The sequence below is a fragment of the Paracoccus methylarcula genome, assembly GCF_003007735.2.
Classification (GTDB): Bacteria; Pseudomonadota; Alphaproteobacteria; order Rhodobacterales; family Rhodobacteraceae; genus Paracoccus; species Paracoccus methylarcula.
Map to the genome: position 1 here is coordinate 63,633 of NZ_PXNQ02000006.1, position 25,043 is coordinate 88,675.

General features: G+C 64.7%; 19 protein-coding genes and 1 pseudogene. 15 read left to right on the forward strand and 5 right to left on the reverse strand.

What is annotated here, in order from left to right; translation table 11 throughout:
• Positions 1-188 precede the first annotated feature (188 nt).
• The 5 genes from A7A09_RS10730 to A7A09_RS10750 all read left to right on the forward strand — a co-directional run bounded on the left by A7A09_RS10730 (position 189) and on the right by A7A09_RS10750 (position 6,176).
• Positions 189-920, forward strand: a complete 732-nt coding sequence (locus A7A09_RS10730) for an HAD-IA family hydrolase (protein WP_106691413.1) — start codon at positions 189-191, stop codon at positions 918-920.
• Positions 921-994: 74 nt separating this feature from the next.
• On the forward strand, positions 995-2,608 hold the full coding sequence (locus A7A09_RS10735; protein WP_245999277.1) for an ABC transporter substrate-binding protein: 1,614 nt from the start codon (positions 995-997) through the stop codon (positions 2,606-2,608).
• A 79-nt stretch (positions 2,609-2,687) separates the two neighbouring features.
• Positions 2,688-3,845 (forward strand): ABC transporter permease, encoded by a 1,158-nt coding sequence (locus tag A7A09_RS10740; RefSeq protein WP_245999278.1) that lies wholly within the window; start codon positions 2,688-2,690, stop codon positions 3,843-3,845.
• The gene (locus A7A09_RS10745) at positions 3,835-4,512 is read left to right on the forward strand and encodes an ABC transporter permease (RefSeq protein ID WP_245999279.1); all 678 of its coding nucleotides are present in this window, start codon (positions 3,835-3,837) and stop codon (positions 4,510-4,512) included. The genes A7A09_RS10740 and A7A09_RS10745 overlap by 11 nt, the downstream gene beginning before the upstream one ends.
• Entirely contained in the window at positions 4,512-6,176 is a 1,665-nt protein-coding gene (locus A7A09_RS10750) for an ABC transporter ATP-binding protein (protein WP_106691415.1), read from the forward strand. The genes A7A09_RS10745 and A7A09_RS10750 overlap by 1 nt, the downstream gene beginning before the upstream one ends.
• A 4-nt stretch (positions 6,177-6,180) precedes the next feature.
• Here the strand turns inward: A7A09_RS10750 and A7A09_RS10755 are convergent, their stop codons facing one another.
• Positions 6,181-6,675 (reverse strand): Lrp/AsnC family transcriptional regulator, encoded by a 495-nt coding sequence (locus A7A09_RS10755; protein WP_211341106.1) that lies wholly within the window; start codon positions 6,673-6,675, stop codon positions 6,181-6,183.
• A gap of 162 nt (positions 6,676-6,837) precedes the next feature.
• Between A7A09_RS10755 and A7A09_RS10760 the strand changes: the two genes are divergently transcribed.
• The gene (locus tag A7A09_RS10760) at positions 6,838-8,166 is read left to right on the forward strand and encodes an NAD(P)/FAD-dependent oxidoreductase (protein WP_106691416.1); all 1,329 of its coding nucleotides are present in this window, start codon (positions 6,838-6,840) and stop codon (positions 8,164-8,166) included.
• A gap of 14 nt (positions 8,167-8,180) precedes the next feature.
• Here the strand turns inward: A7A09_RS10760 and A7A09_RS10765 are convergent, their stop codons facing one another.
• Entirely contained in the window at positions 8,181-9,287 is a 1,107-nt protein-coding gene (locus A7A09_RS10765; RefSeq protein WP_106691417.1) for an NAD(P)/FAD-dependent oxidoreductase, read from the reverse strand.
• 109 nt (positions 9,288-9,396) lie between these two features.
• On the opposite strand from A7A09_RS10765, the gene A7A09_RS10770 reads away from it, so the two are divergent.
• From A7A09_RS10770 to A7A09_RS10810, 9 genes and pseudogenes are all read left to right on the forward strand, one after another.
• On the forward strand, positions 9,397-10,281 hold the full coding sequence (locus tag A7A09_RS10770) for a LysR family transcriptional regulator (protein ID WP_106691418.1): 885 nt from the start codon (positions 9,397-9,399) through the stop codon (positions 10,279-10,281).
• 92 nt (positions 10,282-10,373) lie between these two features.
• Positions 10,374-12,425 carry a hydantoinase/oxoprolinase family protein gene (locus A7A09_RS10775; RefSeq protein ID WP_106691419.1) on the forward strand — a complete coding sequence of 684 codons (2,052 nt, stop codon included), beginning with the start codon at positions 10,374-10,376 and terminating at the stop codon, positions 12,423-12,425.
• 5 nt (positions 12,426-12,430) lie between these two features.
• A complete protein-coding gene (locus A7A09_RS10780; RefSeq protein ID WP_106691420.1) occupies positions 12,431-14,419 on the forward strand; it encodes a hydantoinase B/oxoprolinase family protein in 1,989 nt (662 codons plus the stop codon).
• The gene (locus A7A09_RS10785) at positions 14,416-14,829 is read left to right on the forward strand and encodes a 2Fe-2S iron-sulfur cluster-binding protein (RefSeq protein WP_211341107.1); all 414 of its coding nucleotides are present in this window, start codon (positions 14,416-14,418) and stop codon (positions 14,827-14,829) included. The genes A7A09_RS10780 and A7A09_RS10785 overlap by 4 nt, the downstream gene beginning before the upstream one ends.
• The gene (locus tag A7A09_RS10790; RefSeq protein WP_106691421.1) at positions 14,735-16,105 is read left to right on the forward strand and encodes an FAD/NAD(P)-dependent oxidoreductase; all 1,371 of its coding nucleotides are present in this window, start codon (positions 14,735-14,737) and stop codon (positions 16,103-16,105) included. Before A7A09_RS10785 ends, A7A09_RS10790 begins: the two co-directional genes overlap by 95 nt.
• 124 nt (positions 16,106-16,229) lie before the next feature.
• A complete protein-coding gene (locus tag A7A09_RS10795; protein WP_106691422.1) occupies positions 16,230-17,693 on the forward strand; it encodes an aldehyde dehydrogenase family protein in 1,464 nt (487 codons plus the stop codon).
• Between the two features lie 18 nt (positions 17,694-17,711).
• Positions 17,712-18,763, forward strand: a pseudogene (locus A7A09_RS10800) (tartrate dehydrogenase).
• Entirely contained in the window at positions 18,760-20,196 is a 1,437-nt protein-coding gene (locus A7A09_RS10805; protein WP_106691423.1) for an NAD-dependent succinate-semialdehyde dehydrogenase, read from the forward strand. The pseudogene A7A09_RS10800 and the gene A7A09_RS10805 overlap by 4 nt, the downstream one beginning before the upstream one ends.
• Before the next feature lie 51 nt (positions 20,197-20,247).
• The gene (locus A7A09_RS10810; RefSeq protein ID WP_106691424.1) at positions 20,248-22,284 is read left to right on the forward strand and encodes an NADH:flavin oxidoreductase; all 2,037 of its coding nucleotides are present in this window, start codon (positions 20,248-20,250) and stop codon (positions 22,282-22,284) included.
• 432 nt (positions 22,285-22,716) lie between these two features.
• Here the strand turns inward: A7A09_RS10810 and A7A09_RS10815 are convergent, their stop codons facing one another.
• From A7A09_RS10815 to A7A09_RS21480, 3 genes are all read right to left on the reverse strand, one after another.
• Complete coding sequence (locus A7A09_RS10815; RefSeq protein ID WP_106691425.1) at positions 22,717-23,532, reverse strand: oxidoreductase; 816 nt, start codon at positions 23,530-23,532, stop codon at positions 22,717-22,719.
• 98 nt (positions 23,533-23,630) lie between these two features.
• The gene (locus tag A7A09_RS21470) at positions 23,631-24,218 is read right to left on the reverse strand and encodes a beta-ketoacyl-[acyl-carrier-protein] synthase family protein (protein WP_366465842.1); all 588 of its coding nucleotides are present in this window, start codon (positions 24,216-24,218) and stop codon (positions 23,631-23,633) included.
• Positions 24,158-24,913 (reverse strand): beta-ketoacyl synthase N-terminal-like domain-containing protein, encoded by a 756-nt coding sequence (locus A7A09_RS21480; RefSeq protein WP_366465844.1) that lies wholly within the window; start codon positions 24,911-24,913, stop codon positions 24,158-24,160. The genes A7A09_RS21470 and A7A09_RS21480 overlap by 61 nt, the downstream gene beginning before the upstream one ends.
• Positions 24,914-25,043 lie beyond the last annotated feature (130 nt).

The window sequence follows — 25,043 nt, forward strand, 5'->3', positions numbered from 1 at the left end:
CTGACCGCCCTCCACCTCAATACAAAAGAATCTGCCGCTCTCCAGCCGGCATTCAGCGCAAGGATGGCAGGAACTCCGGCGATGCTGAGGGGAACGGGATGATGAAACCGGGGGCTCCGCACAGCCCGCAGGCATGATTTTCGCCGCAGATGAGTCCTTGCGGCACGGACAGGAAAGGACCGCCGAAGATGGCGACACAAACCGCCGCGAAACCGCTGACCGCGTTTTCCCATGTCAGCTTCGATGTCGTCGGCACGCTGATCGATTTCGAGGACGCCATCAAGAACGGGCTTGCCCGGATCGCCGGGGATGCCGGGGTCGATATCGATGGCGAGGCGGCGTTGACCGTCTATCGCAAGGCGCGTTACCAGCCCGAGGCGCTGCGCTTTCCAGACGATCTCGGCCGTTGCTATGGCCGGATCGCCGCCGAGCTGGGCCTGCCGGACAATGAGGAGAACCGCCGCCTGATGATCGAGGCCGTGGGTGAAGCGGAACCCTTTCCCGACAGTGTCGAGGCGATGGCGCGGCTCAAGGCGCGCTACAAGCTGATCGCGATGACGAATGCGCGCCGTTGGGCCTTCGAGAAATACGAGAAAAAGCTGGGCATGCCGTTCTGGGCCAGCTTCACCACGGATGAGACCGGCACGGAAAAGCCGGATCCGGCCTTTTTCCACCAGGTATTCGCGCATGTAGAGCGCGATGGCGGCAGCAGGGCCGACATATTGCACACGGCGCAAAGCCAGTATCACGACATCGGGATTTCTCGCGAGTTGGGCATGACCAATGCCTGGATCGCGCGCCGCCATGCGCAGCAGGGTTATGGCGGAACCATCGAGCCCGCGCGGTTCACGGAACCCGATTACCGTTTCAACGCGCTGATCGAACTGGCCGAGACGGCCGATCGCGCCTTCGGTCGATGAGATCACTTTACCACAAAGGTCCGAAACGGCGGCAAGAACCGGGTGGGGCCATAACAACGACAGGGAACCAGAAAATGATCAGGAACACACCTACCAACTGGACCGGCCGTGACGATGCGATGGTCGAGAACGCGATCCGCCGCGGTGCGTCGCGCCGCGAACTTCTGAAGATGCTGATGGGCTCGGGCGTGGCGTTGTCGATGGGCAGCGGGCTGTTGCTGCGCGCGGGCGAGGCCGTGGCCGCGACCCCGGTCAGCGGCGGCAATCTCAAGGCGGCGGGCTGGTCGGCTTCGACTGCCGACACCCTCGATCCGGCCAAGGCATCGCTTTCGACCGATTACACGCGCTGCTGCGCCTTCTACAACCGCCTCACCTTCCTGGACGAGAATGGCGATGTGCAGATGGAACTGGCCGAAACGGTCGAATCGGATGACGCCAGGACCTGGCAAGTCAAGCTGAGATCCGGCGTCGCCTTCCATAACGGCAAGACGCTGAGTTCGGCCGATGTCGTCTATTCGCTCAAGCGGCATCTTGACGAGAGCGTCGGTTCCAAGGCCAATTCGATTGCCAAGCAGATGGCCGAGATCGAGGCGGTGGATGACCTGACCGTCAAGATCGTGCTGACCGAGCCCAATGCCGACCTGCCCACGATCCTGTCGCTGCATCACTTCATGATCATCGCGGACGGGGTCACGGATTTCTCGACCGCCGACGGCACCGGCGCCTTCATCTGCGAATCCTTCGAGCCCGGCGTGCGCTCGGTCGCGGTGAAGAACCCGAATTACTTCAAGGAGCAGGGACCCTATCTCGACAGTTTCGAGTATTTCGCGATCTCGGACAACAACGCCCGGGTGAACGCGGTGCTTTCGGGCGACATCCAGCTTGCGGCGGCGGTGAACCCGCGCTCGTTGCGGATGCTCGAGGGGCAATCGCATGTGGAAACCTCGATCACCACGGGCGGGAATTATACCAACCTGAATATCCGGCTTGACCTGGAACCCGGCGCCAAGGCCGGTTTCATCGAGGGGATGAAGCACCTGGTCAATCGCGAGGCGATCCAGAAATCCGTGCTGCGCGGCCTGGCCGAGATCGGCAATGACCAGCCCGTTTCCCCCGCGGACCGTTATCACAATCCGGAACTGAAACCACGCGCATACGACCCCGAGAAGGCCAAGTCACTGTTCGAGAAAGCGGGTGTGCTGGGGCAGGCGATCCCGATCGTCACCTCGGATGCCGCGACCTCGGCCGTCGATATGGCCATGGTGGTGCAGCAGGCCGGGGCCGAGATCGGCATGCCCTTCGATGTGCAACGGGTTCCGTCCGACGGCTACTGGTCCAATTACTGGCTGAAGGAAGCGGTCCATTTCGGCAATATCAACCCGCGCCCGACGCCCGATATCCTGTTCTCGCTGCTTTACGCCTCGGATGCGCCGTGGAACGAAAGCCAGTACAAGTCCGAGAAGTTCGACAAGATGATGGTCGAGGCGCGTGGCCTTCTGGATGAGGAGAAGCGGACCGCCATCTATTGGGAGATGCAGGAGATGGTCGCCAACGAGGCGGGCACGATCATCCCGGCCTATATCTCGAATGTCGATGCGCTTTCGACGCGGCTGAAGGGCTTGCGTCCGAACCCCCTGGGCGGACAGATGGGCTACGCTTTCGCGGAATATGTCTGGCTGGAAGGCTGACCCCCGCCTGCCCGTCCGACACGGTCCGCGCATGTGACAATGCGCGGGCGAACGCCCCTTCGATTCAGGGAGACAGGTCTTGCTTCGATCCAAAACGACATGGCTGCTGATCGGCAAGCGGCTCGGGATTGCGCTGATCACGCTGGTCATCGTGTCTTTCGCGGTTTTCTTCGCGACCGAACTGTTGCCCGGAGACGTGGCCGAGATCCTTCTGGGACAGGCCGCCACACCCGAGGCCGTGGCCGGGCTGCGCGAGGCGATGGGTCTTGATGAACCGGCGCTGATGCGCTTTCTGGGCTGGCTTGGCGGTTTGCTGACCGGGGATCTGGGCACCTCCTATGTCAACAGGATGGAGATCGCCGAATTGCTGTCGGGCCGGCTGGCCAATTCGCTGCGGCTTGCCGGGATCGTCACCATCATATGTGTGCCGGTTGCGCTGTCGCTTGGCATCGTCGCGGCGATGTGGCGGGGGAGCCTGCTTGACCGGGCGGTGTCCATGTTGACGATCTCGGTCATCTCGGTGCCCGAATTCATGGTCGCGACCCTGGCGGTGCTGATCTTCGCGGTCTGGCTGGGCTGGTTGCCCGCGCTCAGCTATGGCGTCAATGTGGACAGCCTTGGCGCCATGCTGCGCGCCTATGCGATGCCTGTCATCACGCTCAGCTTCGTCGTGTCGGCCCAGATGATCCGGATGACCCGTGCGGCGGTAATCGAAACGATCAACACTCCCTATGTCGAGATGGCGCTGCTCAAGGGCGCCTCGCGCAAGCGCATGGTCCTGGTCCATGCCCTGCCCAACGCGCTTGGACCCATCGCCAATGCGGTGGCGCTGTCGCTGTCCTACCTGGTCGGAGGGGTGATCATCGTCGAGACGGTGTTCAACTATCCCGGTGTCGCCAAGCTGATGGTGGACGCGGTGTCCACCCGTGACCTGCCGCTGATCCAGTCCTGTGCGATGATCTTCTGCGTCAGCTACCTGAGCCTGACGACGCTCGCCGACATGATCGCCATCCTCTCCAACCCGAGCTGCGCCATTGATGACCGTTTCCTTCAGAACCTCCCGTTTTCTTCGCCTGCCCACTCCCCGGAGCATGGGCTATGCCTTCAACTGGACCGGCCGTATCGGCCTTGCCGTCATGCTGTTCTGGGCGGTGATCGCCGTCGCCGGACGATGGCTTGCCCCATATCCGCCGGGCGAGATCGTGGGCTGGGATTATTTCGGCCCGATGAGCGGTGAATTCTGGATGGGCACCGATTATCTTGGCCGTGACATCCTTTCGCGCATCCTGATGGGCGCGCGCTTTACCGTCGGCATCGCCCTGGCGGCGGTGACGCTGGCCGTGGCCATCGGCGTCGTCCTTGGCATGATCGCCGCGGTGCTGGGCGGCTGGTTCGACACGCTGCTGTCGCGGCTGCTTGATGCCTTCAACGGCATCCCCTCGCTGCTGTTCGGTCTCGTGGTCGTGGCTGCCGTGGGCTCGTCGATCCCGGTGCTGATCCTGACGCTGACGGCAATCTACATGCCCGGCTCCTTCCGTTTCGCCCGGGCGCTGGCGGTGAATATCAACACGATGGATTTCGTCACCGTGGCCCGGGCGCGGGGCGAGGGCACGGCCTACCTGATCACCCGCGAGATTTTCCCCAACATCCTCGGCCCGGTGCTGGCCGATCTGGGGCTGCGTTTCGTCTTCATCGTGCTGGTCCTGTCGGGACTGTCCTTCCTTGGACTGGGCGTGCAGCCGCCGAATGCCGATTGGGGTGCATTGGTGCGGGAGAACATCGAGGGGCTGAGCCTTGGCGCACCGGCCGTGGTGTTTCCCTCGATCGCCATCGCCTCTCTGACCATCTCGGTGAACATGTTCATCGACAACCTTCCCACCAGGATCCGCGACAGGAGCGACTGATGACCGATACCCCCCTCGTTTCCGTCCGTGACCTGAAGATCGGCGCCGTCACCGATGCGGGCCGCAAGGTCGAGATCATCCGCGGTGTGAGCTTTGACATCGCCCCCGGTGAGATCCTCGCCCTGATCGGAGAATCCGGCTCGGGCAAGACCACCATCGCGCTTTCGCTGATGGGGCATGCCCGCAGCGGGTGCAGCATCGATGGCGGCAATATCCGTGTCGGCACCCATGACGTCACCGCCATGTCCGAGACGGCGCGTGCCGGGTTGCGCGGGACCGAAGTGTCCTATGTGCCCCAATCGGCGGCGGCGGCCTTCAACCCTTCAAAGCGGATCATGGATCAGGTGATCGAGATCACCGCCATTCACAAGCTGATGCCCCGCGCGCAGGCCGAGGCGCAGGCGAGGGACCTGTTCCGGGCGCTTGCGCTGCCCGATCCCGATCAGATCGGCCGGCGTTATCCGCACCAGGTCTCGGGCGGGCAGTTGCAGCGACTGTCGGCGGCGATGGCGCTGATCGGGGACCCGAAGCTGGTGATCTTCGACGAGCCGACCACCGCGCTGGACGTGACGACGCAGATCGAGGTGCTGCGCGCCTTTCGTTCGGTGATGGAGAAGACCGGCATGGCCGGGGTTTATGTCAGCCACGATCTTGCCGTGGTGGCGCAGATCGCGGATCGCATCGTGGTGCTGAAGAACGGCGAAATACAGGAAGTCGGCACGACCGGGCAGATCCTGCATGCTCCGCGCCATCACTATACGAAGGAATTGCTGGCCGCGTTCGAACCGGTGCCGCATGTGCCGGCCGGTGGGCGGGATGCGCCCGAAGATCAGGCGGTTCTGGAAGTCAGCGGGCTTTGCGCGGGTTATGGCGCGCTGGTCAACGGTGAGCCCAGGGCAAAGGTGCTGCAGAATGTGAATTTCCGCCTGGAACGCGGCCGGAACCTGGGCGTGATCGGCGAAAGCGGCTCGGGCAAATCGACATTGGCGCGGGCGATTGCCGGTATCCTGCCCGCCTATCGCGGAAAGGTGCTCCTCGACGGGCAGAAACTGGAACCTGCCCTGCATGCCCGCCGCAAGGAGGATCTGCGCCGCGCCCAGATTGTCTTCCAGCTTGCCGATACCGCCCTGAACCCGGCCCATTCCATTGGCACGATCATCGGCAGGCCGCTGAATTTCTATCACGGATTGCGCGGCGCGAAACGCGAGGCACGGGTGGCCGAACTGCTCGACATGGTGCGCCTCCCCGCTGCCTTGCGTCACCGCTTGCCATCCGAACTTTCAGGAGGCCAGAAGCAGCGAGTCAATCTTGCCCGCGCCCTTGCCGCAGAACCAGACCTGATCCTGTGCGACGAGATCACCTCGGCGCTGGATACGGTTGTCGCCGCCGCCATCCTCGACCTGCTCAAGGAGTTACAGGGCGAGTTGGGCCTGAGTTACATGTTCATCAGCCACGACCTTTCGACTGTCGAGGCGATCTGCGACGATGTGCTGGTGATGTACAAGGGCGAGGTGGTCGAGGCCCTGCCCGCGGCCCGCATGTCCAGCGAGGCGACGCATCCCTATTCCCGGCTGCTCATTTCCTCGGTGCCGCAGCTCGATCCCGGCTGGCTGACCGGGCTGGAACAGGACCCCGAACTGGTCGCGGCATTCGCGCAACGATGAGCGGTCAGTCCCGGTCGGCAAACAGCCGGGTCAGCGGGATCTGCGTCTTGACGAAGGGGGTCTTTATCACGACGTAGCTGAAATAGCGCTCGATCCCGATCTCGCGGTCGATCAGCGCCTCGATGATCGTCTGGTAATCGACGATTCCCGCCGTGACGAATTTCACCAGGTAATCATAACCACCTGAAATCAGGTGGCATTCGACGCAGCTATCGATCTTTTCCAATGCCTCCTGAAAGCGGGCGAAATCGATCTGCCGGTGGTTCTTGAGCGTGAACTCGGTAAAGACGGTCAATGTTTCGCCCAGCTTGGCGACATCGATCTGGGCCGAGTAGCCCGAGATATATCCGGCCTTCTGCAGCTTCTTGACCCGCATCAGGCAGGGAGAGGGCGACAGATGCACCAGATCCGCCAGTTCCACATTGGTGATCCGCCCGTTGCGCTGCAGTTCGGCAAGAATCCTGATATCGATCCGATCCAGTTTCAGGCGGGTGCTCATCGGTTCGCTCCTTCGCTCCGGCAGGGCGCGGCTGTCTTGTGAAAGACGTATCGCCCTGCCAAGTCAACATGCTTCAACATGAAATGCTGCCCTTTGCCAATGATCCGGCAGATGCCTTTGGCAGAGTGCGGGTAAGGTTTCGGAAAAAGATCGGAGACTGCCATGCCCGCGCCCCTCATGCATATCGAAACTGCCACTGCCCGGATGCCAGCCGAGGCCGATTGCGTCGTCATCGGCGCCGGGATCACCGGCGTCAGCGCTGCCTACTGGCTGGCACGGGCGGGGCAGCGGGTCGTGCTGCTGGAAAAGGGCCGGATCGGAGCCGAGCAGTCCAGCCGCAACTGGGGCTGGTGCCGCCAGCAGAACCGCGATGCCCGCGAGTTGCCGCTGTCCACCCGCAGTCTCGATCTGTGGGAAGAGATGACCGCCGATATCGGCGAGGATCTCGGTTTCCGGCGCTGCGGCCTGCTGTATCTGTCGGATGACGAGGCCGAGATCGAGGGCTGGGCGGAATGGGGCCGTTTCGCACGCGGCGAGGGTGTGGATACGCGCATGATCGGCCCCACTGAAGCGGCCGAGCGCGGGGCTGCGACCGGCAAGAGCTGGAAGGGCGGCGTCTGGTCGCCGACCGATGGCACTGCCGATCCCTCGCGCGCGGCACCGCTGATCGCCAAGGGGGTCATCCGGCATGGAGGTATCGTGCTGCAATCCTGTGCCGCGCGGGGCATCGAAACCTCTGGCGGAGCCGTCTCCGGCGTTGTCGCCGAACACGGAACGATCCGGACCCGGCAGGCGGTGGTGGCGGGCGGGGCATGGGCGGCCAGTTTCCTGCATCAGCTCGGGATCGCTTTTCCGCAGGCTTCGGTGCGCAGCTCGATCCTGTCGGTCGCACCGGGGGCCGAAGGCCTGCCCGCCGCGCTGCATACCGCCGCCGTCTCGGTGACCCGGCGCGGCGATGGCGGGCATACGCTGGCGATTTCCGGCCGGGCCAATCTCGATCCGACGCCGGGGGCGCTGCGGGGCGCCAGGCATTTCCTGCCCATGTTCGCCGGTCGCTGGAGATCGCTGGCGCCGGGTGGACCGCAGGCATGGCGCGCCGGTTTCGAGACCCGCAGCAAATGGGCGCTGGACCGCGAGACGCCGATGGAGCGCATGCGCATCCTCGACCCGCGCCCTTCCGCCCGGCTGATACGGGAAACGCTGACCCGCGCCCATCGCCTGTTGCCGGCGCTGAAGCCCCTGCCCGTGCAGGCGCAATGGGCGGGCTATATCGACAGCACGCCCGACGGGGTGCCGGTGATCGACGCGGCTATCGGCTTGCCCGGTCTGGTCTTGGCAGCGGGGCTGTCGGGGCACGGCTTTGGGATCGGTCCGGGGGTGGGGCATCTCGTCGCCGATCTGGCCCTTGGTCGCCAGCCAATCACCGCAACCGGGCAATACCGCCTTGCCCGCTTCGATCAGCGGCAATGGGGAAAGGTGGCCAAGTTCTGACGAAACGGGTGGGATCATGCCGCGAAACGCCGGATCGAAAAGGGCGCAAGCGGGGTTTCGCATTCGCCAGTGGCAATCAGTTCCGCCATGGCGTCCCCCACGCCGGGGCCAAGCTGAAAACCGTGACCGCAGAAACCGAAGGCGTGGAACAGACCCGGCGTCGTGGCCGAGGCCCCCATGACCGGCAAACCGTCTCTCACGTAACCTTCGCAGCCCGACCATTGCCGGATCACCGCCACGTCGCGTAGCGCGGGCATCAGCCGGAGCACCGCGCGAAGCTGTTCGGGCAGTCGCGCCGGATCGGCGCGCGCATGGCCGGGATCGGGATCGACCGGGACCCGCTCGACCGCGCCGCCGAAGACGACATTGCCGCGCTCGACCTGCCTCAGATAGGCGCCGTGGGCGCGGGACCAGACCCCGACCACGGGCAGGATACGATGGGGCAACGGCTCGGTCACGCCCATCTGCGGGCCAAAGCTGTCCAGCGGGACATGTTCGCCGAAACGCGCCGCGATCCCGGTTCCCCATGCCCCGGCACAGTTGAGCAACGCGGCGCCCTCGAACCGGCCCCGACCCGTGCGAACCGCAAAGCCCGAGCCGTTGCGGGCAATGTCGAGCACCGGCGCCTGATCGACGATCTCGGCCCCCGCCTGTGCCGCCGCCGCCGCGAAGGCGGGGCCGACAAGGCGCGGATTGGCCGAACCATCCTGCGGCGAGAAGGAGGCCGCGATGGCCTCGGGTCCAAGGCCGGGAAAGCGGCGGCGGATATCCGCGGGTTCCAGCTCTTCGAGATCGAGGCCGCAAGGGCGGGCGGCATTGGCAAAACCGCGCATGTCGCTCAACCCGTCCTCGTCGAAGATCAATCGCAGATGCCCCGTGGCGCGAAACTCCACGTCGCGGCCAAGCAGCTTGTCCGCCTGATGCCACAGGGCCAGCGAACGATGCGCCAGCGGCAATTGCGGCAGGTATCGCCCGCTGCGGCGGATATTGCCGAAGGAGGCAACGGTGGCGCCCGCGCCGATGCGATGCCGCTCGATCAGCGTCACCCGCAGGCCGCGCCGCGCCAGGAAGAAGGCCGAGGCCGTCCCCATCAGCCCGCCGCCCAGAACGATCACGTCCATTCCGCCGCCTTTCGCCTGTCAGATACCTGTTCCCATCAGAACGCCGAGACCCCGCTTGCGTCAAAGACGAGAAACGGGGCATCCTATAAGCACAGCCTATGGAATTTTCATGCGCGCACGTCAGCTTGAAGTATTCACCGCCGTCATGCGGGCGGGCACAGTGACCGCGGCGGCGCGATTGCTCAATATCTCGCAACCGGCACTCAGCCAGATCCTGATCCATGCCGAGGACGAGCTGGGCTTTGCCCTGTTCGACCGCGAGAAGGGGCGGTTGCAGCCCACACCCGAGGCGCTGGAGTTGTATCCCGAGGCAGAGCGGCTGTTCGGCGGGCTGGAGGGATTGCGGCGCAAGACCGCCGATCTGCGGCTCGGGCGGGCGGGGCTGGTGCGGATCGCCGCTTCCCCGCCGCCAGCCATGGCGCTTTTGCCGCAGGCATTGTCGGCCTTTCGGGCGCGGCATCCCGATATCCTGTTGCGCACGCATGTGGCGCCAATCGCTGCCATGGTGGACTTGCTGCGTGCCGGAGATGCCGCGCTGGCGCTGGCGCTGGACGATAACCTGCCGCCCGATATAGAGGTGGAACGGATCGGCCTCACCTCCTTTTGCTGCCTGCTGCCCGAGGCGCATCCGTTAGCGGGGGGCGTTGCGGTGAGCTTTGCCGATCTGGCGGAGGAAACGGTGATTTCCTATCGCAGCATGACCCGCCCCTATGATGAGTTGCAGGCGGCCGCGCGGCGGGAAGGGAGTGGTTTCATTCCGCAGATAGAGATCGACTCCTCGATCGCGGCGGCTGGTTTCGTGCAGGCGGGGCTGGGCGTTGCCGTGGTGGATTCGCTGCTTCCCTGGGCACAGTTTCCTGGGATCGCGGTTCGCCCGCTGGCAGGTGGCCCGGCATTGCCGCTATCCCTGCTGAGCCTGCGCGGCAAGGCGCTGTCGCGTGCCGAGGACTTCATCAGGACGCATTTGCGGGCGATCCGGATCGCAAATCCATAAGTCACCCTTATGTCTTGCCGCGGGATGCGTCTTGGACGCGGAGAACGGTTTCTGGTTGGCTCTGGACAGCAGATCGGAGAAGGACGACTCTCATGGATGACAGCATCCCGCTTGCTGATTGGAAAGTAGGTGTCGATATCGGCGGCACCTTCATGGATTTCTGCGCGCTCGAAACCCGTTCGGGCCGGATCGCGTCGCTGAAGGTTCTGACCTCCCCCGATGACCCCGGCGCGGAACTGCTGACCGGGCTGGATCTTTTGGCCGAGCGCGAAGGGCTGGACGCGACAGGGATCAGTCGCTTCGTGCATGGCACCACGGTCGGAATCAACACCATCCTGCAACGCAAGGGCGCGAGGCTGGCGATGATCACCAATGCGGGTTTCGAGGACGTGATCGAGCTGGCCCGGCTGCGCATGCCCGACATGTATTCGCTGTTCTGTCACCGCCCCGAGCCGCTGATCCCGCGTGACCGCATCCTTGGCATTCCGGCACGGCAGCGCGCCGATGGCTCCGAAAGCCTGCCTCCCGATCCGGAGGCGGTGGCCGAGGCCGTCGCGCAAGCGCGGAAAGCCGGGGCCGAGGGCATCATCATCGCCCTTCTGCATAGCTGGCGCGATTGCGCCCAGGAAGCGGCGGTCAAGGCGATGGTCGAGGCCGCTGCGCCGGAGCTGTTCGTCTTTACCTCTTCCGAGGTCTGGCCGGTGATCCGCGAGTATGAACGCAGCTCGACCGCGATCCTCAACGGTTATGTCCATCCCCGCGTCTCGGGCTATCTGGCGGCACTGGAGGACCGGCTGCAGGATCGCGGCGTGCCGGCGCGGGCGATGCTGACCAAGTCGAATGGCGGCCTGATGAGCGCGGGCGAGGGGCGGCGCGATTGCGTGTCGATGCTGTTGTCGGGCACCGCCTCGGGCGTCATCGGTGCGGCATGGCTGGCCCGGCAGGCGGGCGAGGCGCGGGTGCTGACACTGGATATCGGCGGCACCTCGGCGGATTTCGCGCTGATCGTGGACGGAGCGGTGCAATATGGCAGCGATGAACTGATCGGGGATTTCCCGCTGCATATCCCCTCGGTCTCGGTCAGTTCCATCGGCATCGGCGGCGGCTCCATCGCCACGGTGGACAGCCAGGGCGTGCTGCGCGTGGGGCCGGAATCGGCGGGCTCCAGCCCCGGCCCGGCCTGCTATGGTCGCGGCGGCAAACGGGCGACGGTGACCGATGCGATGGCCGTCTGCGGCTGGCTGGGCCATTCCGAGATGGCCTATGGACAGTTGCGGATGGATGTCGGGTTGGCCCGGCGGGTGGTCTCGGAGCTGGCCGACCGGCTTGGACGTGGGGTGGAAGAGACCGCACAGGCCATTCTCGACATCGCCATTTCCGAGATGTTCGTCGAGGTGGAAAAGCTGTCCTCCCGCGCCGGGGTCGATCTGCGGGATTTCGCGCTGATGCCCTTTGGCGGCGGCGGTCCGATGCTGGGCGCATTCCTTGCGCGGGAACTGGGCATGAGCCGGGTGATCGCGCCACGCTGGCCGGGCGTCGTCTCGGCGCTTGGCGGGCTGGTGGCGGATTTTCGGGGGGATTTCATCCGCACGGTCTATGCCGATCTGGATGCCGGCGCCCTGCAGGGGCTGGGTGCCGGGTTCCGGACGCTTTGTGCCGAGGGGCGGGAATGGCTGGCCGCGCAGGGCCATGACGGGGCGGCGGAGCTTCGGCTGTCAGCCGATATGCGCTATGCCGGCCAGAGCTACGAGATCGAGGTCGCGCTCGAGCCTGACTGGCTGACCGACGCCCCCCGCATCGCTGCGGCATTCCATGACACCCATCGGCAGATCTATGATTTCGATGATCCGGAGGGCCGGATCGAGATCGTCAACCTGCGCCTTTCGGCCATCGGCGCGGGGCCGAAACCGGTCTTTCCCGAAACCGACGGCCAATCGAGCCCTGCGCAGGCGGCGCGCCTTGTGCCGATCCATCTGCATGGCCCGCGCGAGGTGCCCTTGTTCGAGCGGTCGGCGCTGACCGCCGGGGCACGGTTCGGGGGGCCGGCCATCGTGACGCAGGAGGATACCACCTTCGCCATCCCCGATGGCACTTCCGCACAGGTGGACCGCCACCTCAATATCCATCTCGGCTTCGAGGAGTGAACCCGATGTATGACAGGATGACCCTTCAGGTGCTGGCCAATCATGCGCGTGCCGCAGCCGAGAACATGGCCCATACATTGCACCGCACCGCCCATTCGGCCTTCGTCAAGGAAACCCAGGACTTCACCGTGATGCTGATGGACCGGGCGGGCGATACCTTCGCCGTGCCGATGGAGCTTGGCGCGACATGGTATCCGGGTCTCACCTATGGCCGCGCCATCGGGATGGTCGAGGATTACCGCCCCGGCGACGTCGCTTTCACCAATGATCCCTATTCGGGCCATGTGGCGACGCACGCGCCCGATACCCATCTGTGGAAACCCGTCTTCAGCGGGGGCGAGATCGTCGCATGGACCGGCGGACATATCCACAATACCGATATGGGAGGGGCCGTGCCCGCCTCCCTGTCGCGCTCGCTGACCGAGGTGCATCAGGAAGGGCTGCGTTTTCCGCCGATGAAACTGGTGCGCGAGGGCGAGTTCGATCGGCAGATCCTGCGGATCATGGAAACCAATGTCCGCAAGCCCGCGTTGAATATCGGTGACATCAGGGCTCTGGTCGGGGCATTGAATACAGGTGAGCGCAAGGTTCACGCGATGCTGGAACGCTTTGGCAAGCAGGGTTTCCTGACCGGCGTGGCCGCGCTGAAGGATCAGGCCGAGGCGCAGGCGCGCGAGATCCTGCGCGGCATACCGGATGGCGATTACGTCTTTGCCGATTACGCCGACGAGGACAGCGATATCGGCAATCCCTGCCGCCTCAAGCTGACGCTGTCCATTCGCGATGACAGCGCGGTGCTGGATTTCACCGGCTCGGACCCGCAGCTTGCCAGCTCGCTCAACGTCCCTTCGGGCGGCGATCCGCGACATACCATCCTGCTGGTAGGCGTCTATTACGTGCTCTACACGCTCAACCCCCGGATCCTGCTGAATACCGGCCTGACCCGTCCCTTTACTTGCATCGCGCCCGAGGGCACGGTGCTGAACCCGGTCGCTCCGGCCGCCGTGGGAATGCGCTCGCTGACCTGTGCGCGGCTGCGCTCGGTGATCTTCGGGGCGTTCAGCCAGGCCATTCCCGAGAGGATGCCCGCAGCGCCCGCCGGAAACAACTGCATCGTCAATGTCATGACCCATGACGAGCGCAGCCGGAAGATGGTGATCGCCGCCGTGAACCCGGTGGTCGGCGGAGGCGGCGGGATGCCGCATCGCGATGGCACCAATGGCTCGGGTGCGGATGCGGCCTATCTCAAGAATACCCCGATCGAGATCACCGAAACCGAGGTGCCGGTCGAATTCGTCAAATACGGCCTGGCGCGGGATACCGGCGGGGCCGGGCGCTGGCGCGGCGGGCTGGCGACCGAGATGAGCTTTCGCGTCTTTGCGCCCGATACGCGGATCACCGCCCGTAACCGCGACCGCTCGGTCTTTCGCCCCTGGGGGGTGCTGGGCGGCCGGGCCGCGGGGCTGTCGGACATGGTGGTCAATCCGGGCGCCGAAGACGAGCGCAGGCTTGGCAATACCGACACGGCGGTGCTTCAGCCCGGCGACGTGCTGGAGATCCGCTCTGCCGGGGGCGGTGGCCGGGGCGATCCCATGACGCGGGAGCCCTGGCGGGTGGCAAGGGACGTCGCGCGAGGGCATGTCTCGGCCCGGGCCGCGCGCGAGGAATATGGCGTTGCGCTGAACGATGACGGTGAGGTGGACGAGGCCGCGACCGCGATGCTGCGCGATCAGGCACGCACCCATGACGGGCATTTTCACTTTGGCCCCGAACGCGAGGCATATGAGGCGCAATGGACCCCGGCGGCCTATGACCGGCTGACGCGGATCCTGTCGGGCCTGCCGATCCATTGGCGTTTCTTCGCCAAGACCGAGATTTTCCGGCGCATGCGCGGACGTTCCGGTGCCGAGGGGGTCGAGGCGGCTTTCACCGAGACCTGTGCGCGCTTCCCCGAACTGCCGCGCCCGTTGCTGGTCGCCGAGGCGGCGGAATGAGCGTGGAGAACGGCTCGGGGCGATTGTGCCGCCTCGCCGAGACCGGGCGCGAGGCGCTGAGCTTTCATTTCGACGGGCTCAGGATGCAGGCGCTTTCGGGCGATACGGTGCTGACCGGGGTGCTGTTGTCCGCCCATCATCTGCGCATGGCCGAGTTCGGTCCGGAACGCCGCGCCGGGTTCTGCCTGATGGGCGCATGCCAGGATTGCTGGATCTGGCAAGAGGACGGCCCGCGCTGCGTGCCTGCTCGACCCCGCTGCGCGAGGGGATGCGGCTTATGTCACGGCCATCCCCGCATTGGCCCGAGGCCGGATCATGAGCCGGGTGCTGATCGTCGGCGCGGGGCCTGCAGGGATGCGGGCCGCCGAAACGCTGGCACGGGCGGGGCTGGCTCCGGTCGTGGTCGATGAGGGCGCAAGATCCGGTGGCCAGATCTACCGCCGCCCGCCCGATGGTTTCACCCGCCCGCCCAAGGCGCTTTACGGGGCCGAGGCGGGAAAGGCGGCAGCCCTGCACCGGATGTTCGACGCAAAGCTGCGTGAAGGCCGGATCACCTGTCATCCGCACAGTTCCGTATTGGGATTTTCCGGTGATATCGCGCAGGTGACCGGTCCGGGCGGCATGATCGGGATCGGCTTTGACCGGCTGATCCTCGCGACCGGGGCGATGGACCGCCTCGCGCCGGTGCCGGGCTGGCAGCAGGCGGGAGTCTACAGTCTCGGAGCCGCGCAGATCGCGCTCAAGGCGCAAGGCGTGGCCTTGGGACGCCGGATCGTGCTGGCCGGTTCGGGGCCATTGCTGAGCTTGGTCGCGCATCAGCTTTGCAAGGCGGGGGCTGGTGTCGCGGCGGTGCTGGATACTGCTCCGCTTTCGACGCAGGCGGCGGGCGGGTTGCGCATGGCGATGGCGCGTCCCCTGGTGACGGCGCGCGGACTCGCCATGCGCGCCGGCCTGGGGCGGCTTTATCGTGCGGGCGTGCGGCTGGAGCGGATCGAGGCCGGGGATGATGGTCCCCGTGCAATGCGTTGGCGCGATGCGCGCGGGCGCCCGCATGTCACCCCATGCGATACGGTTGCGCTTGGCTGGCATCTGCAGGCCGAGACGGCATTGGCCGATCTGGCCGGGATTGCCTTTGACTGGTCCGAGACATGGGCGCAATGGCTGCCCCGCGTCGATGCCGAGGGGCGTGCGGGCGGCGGTGTCTACCTGGCCGGGGACGGCATGGGCATCCTGGGTGCGGACGGGGCAGAGATAGCCGGTCGTCTGGCCGCCAATGCCTGCCTGGCGGATTTGGGACATGCCATCCCCTTGCGGAGCCGAGACAGGGACATGCGCCGTCTTGCCCGGATGCGGCGCTTTGCCAAGGGCGTGGCCCAAGCCTTTCCCTGGCCTGCCGGAATGGTCCGGGACCTGCCCGATGATACGGTGCTCTGCCGTTGCGAGGGCGTCACCGCCGGTGAATTATGCGCCACGCTCCGCTTGGCCGGGGCAGAGGCCAACCGGGTCAAATCCCTTGGCCGGGTCGGTATGGGGCGGTGCCAGGGCCGTTATTGCCAACGCGCCGGGGCGGAACTGATTGCCGCCCGCGCCGGGATCGCGCCCGCTCAGGCAGGCCGGTTGCGGGCGCAGCCACCGGTGCGTCCGGTCCCCGTTTCGGCGCTCTGCCAGACGGTCGGCAAGGACTGACATCACACAATTTTCTGCCCGGGTCTTGCGGTTTGAAAGCGGATTATGCTGCAAGGCCCATGCTTTCGGCAGCAGGTGCCAGCCCCTTCGCGCAAAGCTGTCATCAAGACGACGAGAGGTTTCCATGACGCTTGCCTTCGATCCTTCCAGCCTGACGCTCCCCCGGGGCCATTTCATCGGCGGCCGCCATGTCGAAGGCCCGGAAGAGATCGCGGTGACCGCCCCTTCCAGCGGCCTTGCCTTGCGTGCCGTTCCCCGCGCCGATGCCGAAATGGTGGACCGGGCGGTAATGAGCGCCCGCGCGGCGCTGGACCAATCGGGCTGGGGCAGGGTGGCCCCGCGCGAACGCCTGCGCGCGCTGTCGCGTTGGGCCGATCTGATCGAGGCGGAGGCGGCGGTGCTGGCGCGGCTCGAAGCCGTCTGCTCGTCCCGGCCAGTGGCCGAGGTGGCCGCCGGGGATGTGCCTGTCACGGCCGAACAGATCCGCTTTTTCGCCGAATTCGCCGACAAGGAATGCGATGATCTCGTGCCGACCTCCGAGGATCACCTGGGCATGATCTCGTCCGAGCCCTATGGGGTGATCGGTGCGATCACGCCCTGGAACTATCCGATCTCGATGGCAGGCTGGAAACTGGGTCCGGCGCTGGCTGCGGGGAATGCGGTCGTGCTGAAACCATCCGAGATGACGCCCTATTCCGCGCTTTACCTTGCCGAATTGTCGGTGCGTGCGGGCATTCCCGAAGGGCTGGTCAATATTGTCCTGGGTGACGGTCCGGTCACGGGCGCCGCATTGGTCGGCCATCCCGGGATAGGCAAGGTCTCCTTCACCGGCTCGACCCGTGCGGGCGGCCAGATCATGGAGAATATCGCGCAGAGCGGTATCAAGCCGATAACGCTGGAACTGGGTGGCAAAAGCCCGATGGTGGTTTTTGCCGATGCGGATCCGGAACTGGCCGCGGCATGTCTTGATCGTGGGATCACTCCGAATGCCGGGCAATTCTGCGTGGCCGGATCGCGGATTATCGTCGCCCGCGAAATCGCCGATGAACTGGCCGCAAGGTTGGTCGAGCGTTTCGCCCGCCACAGCCCGGCCGCCACATGGGAGGAAACCCCCGGTTTCTCGCCGATCATATCCCGGGGCCAGCTTGCCCGGATCGACGGCATCGTTGCGGCATCGGTCGCGAAAGGGGGCGAGATCCTGTGCGGCGGCGCAGAGTTCGACCGCGAGGGCAGCTTTTACCGCCCGACCCTGATCGGCGGTGTCGATGCTTTGAACCCGGCGGTGACCGAGGAAATCTTCGGTCCCGTTGCGACATTCCAGACCTTCGACAGCGAGGACGAGGCCATGGCCCTGGCCAGCCATCCGAGCTATGGCCTGTGCGCCGGGCTGTTCACCCGTGACATCGGCCGCGCGTTGCGGCTCTCGCGCCGGGTCGAGGCCGGGACCGTCTGGATCAATCGCTATGGACGTTCGCGCGATCACATCCTGCCGACCGGGGGCTGGAAGGCCAGCGGTCTCGGCAAGGATCTGGGGCGCGAAGCCTATCATGCCAACCGGCGCCGGAAATCGGTGCTGATCGATCTTTGAAGACCCGTGGAGAGACAGATGAAGACCTACAAGCTTGCCCTGATTCCGGGGGACGGGATCGGCGTTGACGTGACCAGGGCCGCAATGCAGGTGGTCGAGGCCGCGGCCAGACGGCATGGCTTCGCGCTGGCCTGCGAGACCTTCCCATGGTCCTGCCAATATTACCTGGAGAATGGTGCGATGATGCCCGGCGACGGGATCGAGACCCTGCGCCGCTTTGATGCCATCTACCTGGCGCGGTGGGTTGGCCGGAAACGGTGCCGGATGCGGTTTCGCTGCATGGGCTGCTGCTGCCGATCCGCAAGGCCTTCAACCAATATGCCAATATCCGCCCGCACCGGCTGTTGCCGGGTATCGAGGGGCCGCTGAAGGCCGAGGGCTTCGACATTCTCTGCATCCGCGAGAATACCGAGGGCGAGTATTCCGGCGCCGGGGGGCGCGTTCACCAGGGCAAGGAGAACGAGGTCGCGGTCGAGACCTCGGTCTTCACCCGCGCCGGGGTGGAGCGCATCCTGCGTTTCGGATTCGAGCAGGCCCGGGCGCGGCGCGGGCATCTCACCTCGGTGACGAAATCCAACGCGCAGAAATACTCGATGGTGTTCTGGGACGAGATGACGCGGCAGCTTGCCGCCGAATATCCCGAGGTGACGGTCAGCCAGATGCATATCGACGCGATGGCCGCAAAGATGGTGATGGCGCCGGAAAGCCTTGACGTGGTGGTGGCCTCGAACCTGTTCGGGGACATCCTGACCGATCTGGGCGCGGCGATCCAGGGCGGGCTGGGCTTTGCGGCCTCGGCCAATATCTGCCCCGACGGCTCCGGCCCCTCGATGTTCGAGCCGGTGCATGGCTCTGCCCCCGATATTGCCGGGCAGGAGATCGCCAACCCGATTGCGGCGATCTGGTCCGGGGCGATGATGCTCGACCATCTGGGCGAAGCGGGGGCTGCCTCGGGTATCATGGGTGCCATCGAGGCGGCGACGCGGCAGGGCATCGGCATCCGCCCCGGTTCCCATTCGACGACCGAGATCACCGATGCCGTGATTGCCACGCTGGAGGCCCGAGCATGAAACTCGACGATCCCGATCTTTTCCGGCAGGCCGCCTTGATCGGCGGGCAATGGATCTCGCGCCCCGACATGGAGGTTACGGATCCGGCCACGGGCGAGGCCCTGGGGCACATCCCCGATTGCTCGGCCGCCGAGACCACCGAGGCCATCGCAGCCGCCGAAGAGGCGCTGAAGGATTGGCGGACCCGCACCCATGCCGAGCGCGCCGACCTGCTGATGCGCTGGTATCAGCTCATGCTGGATCATGCCGAGGATCTGGCGCGGATCCTGACCGCCGAGCAGGGCAAGCCGTTGCAGGAGGCGCGCGGCGAGATCCTTTATGGCGCGTCCTTCGTGCGCTGGTTCGCCGAGGAAGCGCGGCGGATCAACGGGGCGATCATTCCCTCTCCGGTGCCGGGCAAGAAGATCTTTGCCATGAAGGAACCGGTCGGGGTCTGCGCGATCATCACGCCGTGGAATTTCCCCAATGCGATGATCACCCGCAAGGTCGCGCCCGGCCTTGCCGCAGGCTGCACCATGGTCATCAAGCCCTCGGATTTCACCCCCTGTTCGGCGCTTGCCCTTGGCGTTCTGGCCGAACGGGCGGGGATTCCGAAAGGCGTGATCAACATCCTCACCGGGCGGCCCGAGGCGATCGGCTCGACGCTGACCGGCAGCGCGGTGGTGCGCAAACTGTCCTTTACCGGCTCGACCCGGGTTGGCGCGATGCTGGCCGAGCAATGCGCGCCGACGCTGAAGAAACTGTCGCTGGAACTGGGCGGCAATGCGCCCTTCATCGTGTTCGACGATGCCGATCTGGAGGCTGCGGTCGAGGGTGCGATGGCCTCGAAATTCCGCAATGGCGGGCAGACCTGCGTCTGCGCGAACCGGCTGCTGGTGCAATCGGGCATCCATGATGCCTTCGTGGCGGCGCTGACCGCCCGCGTCGATGCGCTGCGGGTCGGGCCGGGCACCGAGGACGGCGTCGAGATCGGCCCGATGATCAACAATGCCGCCATCGACAAGATCACCGCCCATGTGGCGGATGCCTTCGCAAAGGGTGCCACCCGCATGACGCGGAGCCGTGATCTGCCTGCGGGTTACGCCGATCCGGTGGTGCTGGCCGGGGCCGATACGGGCATGCTGTTGGCCGATGAGGAAACCTTTGGCCCGGTTGCCCCGATTTTCCGCTTCGAGACCGAGGAAGAGGCCCTGCGGATCGCGAATGGCACGCCTTACGGGCTTGCCGCCTATTTCTACACCACCGATATGGCCCGCGCATTCCGTGTCGGCGAGGCGCTGGAATTCGGGCTGGTCGGGTTGAATACCGGGGCGGTCAGTCACGAGGTGTCGCCCTTTGGCGGGGTCAAGGCGTCAGGGCTGGGCCGGGAAGGCGCCCGCGAAGGCATCGAGGAATATCTGGAAACCAAGGCTCTCCATTTCGGGGGAATCTGAGCGCCGGGTGACAAAGCCATCGCCACGCGTCAGCTACAGGGAAAATCGGCAATGTCTTCAGATCCGCTCCTGCAACCGCTCCAGATCGGGGATTTGCGGCTAAAGAACCGTATCCTCGTGACTGCGCATGAACCCGGTTATGCCGAGGACGGGCTGCCGAAGGATCGATACCGTGCCTATCACGCGGCGCGGGCGAAAGGTGGGGTCGGGCTGACCATGACCATTGGCTCTGCCGCCGTCGGGCTTGACAGCCCGCCATCCGCTGGCGGGGTGCAGGCCTATCGTGACGAGATCACCGGCTGGATGCGCCAGCTTGCCGATGAATGTCACGAGCATGGAACGGCGGTGATGATCCAATTGACCCATCATGGCCGCCGCACCCGGTGGGACAAGGGTGACTGGCTGCCCACCGTCTCGGCCAGCCATGAACGTGAGATATCGCATCGCGGCGTGCCCAAGCTGGCCGAGGACTGGGATATCCGGCGGATCGTGCAGGATTACGCGGATGCCGCCGAGCGGATGAAGGAGGCCGGGCTGGACGGGGTGGAGTTCATCGCGACCGGGCACCTTCTGGACCAGTTCTGGTCACCACGCTCGAACATGCTGGATGGGGCCTATGGCGGCTCGCTGGACAACCGGCTGCGCCTGACATTCGAGGTCCTGGCCGAGGCGCGCAAGCGGGTGGGCAGGGGTTTTCTGCTGGGTATCCGCTATGCCGGGGACGAGAATGCCGCCGATGGCATCGATCTCGCCGAGGGGCTGGAGATCTCGCGCCGCCTGAAGGAAAGCGGGCTGGTGGATTTCCTGAATGTCACCCGAGGCCATATCGATGACGATGCCGGGCTGACCGACATGATTCCCGTGCAGGGAATGCGCAACGCGCCGCATCTGGACCTTGCCGGGGAAATCCGGGCGGCGACGCGCTTTCCGGTGTTTCACGCCGCCAAGATCCCCGATCTGGCGACGGCGCGTCATGCCATCCTGGCGGGCAAGGTGGACATGGTGGGCATGACCCGCGCGCATTTCACCGATCCCGATATCGTCCGCAAGATCATCGCGCGCCGCGAGGACCATATACGCCCCTGTGTCGGGGCGAATTACTGCCTGGACCGCCGCTTTCAGGGCGCGGATGCGCTTTGCATCCATAACGCCTCGACCGGGCGCGAATTGTTCATGCCCCATGCAATCCAGCCAGCCCCGGCACCGCGCCGGGTGGTGATCGTGGGCGCCGGGCCCGCCGGGATGGAGGCGGCGCGCGTCGCTGCCGAACGCGGGCACGAGGTGATCGTGCATGAGGCCGCCAGGGATGCAGGCGGGCAAATCCGGTTGACGGCGCGTTCGACCCGCCGGCGCGAGATGATCTCGATCATCGAATGGCGGATGTCCGAATGCACGCGCCGCGGCGTCCGGTTTCATTTCAACAGCTTCGCGGATGCCGGGACGGTCACTGCGGAAAATCCCGATGTCGTGATCATTGCGACCGGGGGGGTGCCGCATCAGGTTCCCTTGCGCGGCGGGGAAGATCTTGCCGTCACGGCATGGGATATTCTTGCGGGCGACGCCCAGCCCGGCCGCTCGGTCCTGGTTTTCGATAACGCGGGTGACCATGCCGGGCTTCAGGCGGCCGAGATGATCGCGGCGACCGGCGCCAGGGTCGAGATCGTGACCCCCGACCGCAGCCTTGCGCCCGAGGTCATGGCGATGAACCTGACGCCCTATATGCGCAACCTGCAAAAGCTGGACACGCGTTTCACAGTGACCTGGCGTCTGCGGTCCGTGATCCGCAAGGGCAACGGGTTGCTGGCGGAACTGGGCAGTGATTACGGTGATGTCACCCGCTTTCGAGAGGTCGATCAAGTCGTCATCAACAATGGGACGGTCCCGCTGGACGATCTGTATTTCGAACTCAAGCCGTATTCCGTGAATTTGGGAGAGATGGATGTCGCCGCGCTCAGGGCTGTGATGCCGCAGGCGATCAAATCGAATCCGGAGGGGCGTTTTCAACTGTTCCGGCTCGGTGACGCCGTGTCCTCTCGCAATACACATGCGGCGATCTATGACGCGTTGCGCCTGACTCGGGCGTTGTGACCTTTTGGAAGATTCCTTTTCACATATATGTAACGAATGTCGGTATGGGTGGTCACGAGCCTCCGCAACCAAACGACATAACAAAACCCGGCCAAACCATCCGGTTGGCGGGATTTTGTTATGGATGTGGCAATGATGCGAGACATTGACGAAACAGAGAATATGTCCACGCTATAGCGCTCTGAAATAACCGATCCATTATTGCCCTGGCGCTTCAATTCCGAGGTTCATACTGGGCAGATACTCTCCATGATTGATAATGGATGTCTCAGGGTGGAACCGTTCGATCATCCATTGTGCGAGTTCGGTTTGAGCGCGTTGTCACTGAAGGAACTTGCCGCTTGGACGCGTCGCGGCCAGCGTGGGGCGTCGAGAAACCCTTAAGACCGGACAGTTTGCCCTACCCGAAAAACGCGCTCGATTACGTCTATGTCAATCGGAAAGACCCATCTGTTTCCGCAGGCTCTTGTCGAAGGCGGCTTCGGGCGCGAAGCGACGCAAAAAGCGAACCCGACCCGCGAGCTTTCCCGCAGCGTAACGCCGTTTCGGCACAGAAGCGGTTGCTGCTTTTACAATCGTTTCCGCGACGATCATCGGGGCATCGCCTGTATCCACCCCTTTCCGCATATGTATTTCCATCTTACCGCGCACCGAGTCGTAGATCGGCAGCGGCTGATCGGGCCTGGTCAGGTTCTCCTCGAACGAGGTTCGGGTAAAGCCGGGCTCGACCAGTGCCACCCGAATTCCGGATGTGCGCAATTCGTGATCGAGCGATTCGGAATAGCCTTCGATGGCGTGTTTGGTGGCGGCATAGAGTGCGTTGTAAGGTGCCGGAACCAGGCCCATGACGGAACTCAAGTTGATGATCCTGCCTTTCCCCTGGCGGCGCATGACCGGCAACACCGCGTTGGTCATGCGGAGAACGCCGAACACATTCACGTCAAAAACGGCCTGAGCCTGGGCGATCGAGGATTCTTCCGCACCACCGAGCAGGCCGATACCCGCATTGTTGACAAGCAGGTCGATACGTCCGGCTTCAGCCAACACCTTATCGACCAGCTTGGCAACGGATGCGCCATCCGTTACGTCGCTGGCCAGCATGGTGATGCCGTTTGCGCCCTTGGCATCCGCGCGACGGCTGGTTCCAAAAACGCGATAGCCCGCGTTCAGCAAGGCCTTGGCCGTTTCATGCCCGATACCGGAAGATGCTCCGGTTACCAGGGCGACACCAGGATTGGTCTTGTTCATGGGAATGACTTTCTTTTTGTGGTGGATCGAGTTTTAACCATCGCGGCGGCTCACCGGCCGCCAAGGCTTGGGCAAAGTGGGAGTGGTCATGCGGGATTTCAGGCACCGGACGGATCATCCGTCCAGCGCCGGAATATTGCGCTGGCATTGACGCCGCCAAAACCAAAGCCGTTGGAGATGGCATATTCCATTTCCATTGGACGAGCCCGGTTGGCGACGAAGTCTATCCCGTCACCGGCCGGATCAGGGGTATCCAGATTGAGCGTCGGCGGTGCCACCTGATCCCTCAATGCAAGGATCGTGAAGATGGCTTCAAGCCCACCCGCGGCTCCGAGCAGGTGACCCGTGGCCGACTTCGTTCCGCTGACCGCTATGGCCCCTTTCGTTCCGAAGACCGTCTTGATCGCCGCCATCTCTCCCAAATCGCCAATTGCCGTGGAGGTCGCATGTGCGTTGAGGTGGTGAATTTCGCCTGCCCTGATCCCGGCCTGGGCAATCGCGATTTCCATGGCCCGGCGCGCACCATTGCCGTCCTCGGGACCGGAGGTGACATGATGGGCATCCGCTGTCGTGCCGTAGCCGACAAGCTCGGCAAGCGGTTTGGCTCCGCGTGCAAGCGCATGGCTCAATTCTTCAATGACAAGAATCCCGGCCCCTTCGCCCATGACGAAACCGTCCCGCAACATGTCGAATGGGCGCGAGGCCTGCGCGGGTGTTTCGTTGAAACTGGTGGAAAGGGAGCGGGCCGCGGCGAAGCGCCGAGGCTGAGGATGTTCATGCAGGCCTCTGTTCCCCCGCATACGGCAATGTCGGCCTCGTTGGCGCGGATCAGGCGGGCCGCATCGCCGATCGCTTGCACGCTGGCTGCGCATGCGGTCACCGGGGCGCCAATCGGGCCCTTGAAGCCATATCGGATCGAGATATGGCCCGCCGCAAGGTTCACCAGGAAAGACGGGACCGTATAGGGCGACAAGCGGCGAACACCGCGCCTATCGACTATACGAACCGCCTCGGTGATGGCGGGAAATCCTCCGATTCCCGAGGCGATGATCGTGGCTGTGCGCAAGCGGTCATTTTCCGAGGTGGGCACCCATTTTGCCTGGGCAAGCGCCTCTTTCGCCGCTGCGAGGCCGAAGAGGATGAACCGGTCTATCTTGCGCTGGTCCTTTGGCGCCAGAATCGCATCAGGATCAAAGCCTGCCTCTGGATCTTCGCCCAAAGACGGCACCACACCACCGATCTTCGCCGGCAGATCCCCGACGATGTCATCCGGTAGCCGCCGGATGCCCGACCGACCGGCGAGCAAGCGGGACCAGGACGCTTCAACATTGGCGGCAAGGGGCGTGACGGCCCCCATGCCGGTAACAACAACCCGTCGCATCTATTCTTCCTTGTCTTTCAATGATCCGCGGCCAAGGCGAGCGGGAGGCGAAACAACCAAGAGCTGTCCGCAGACGAAAATGGCGAAAAGCTCGCTAATTTCATCCCACGCTTCCGGGACGGCATCTTCA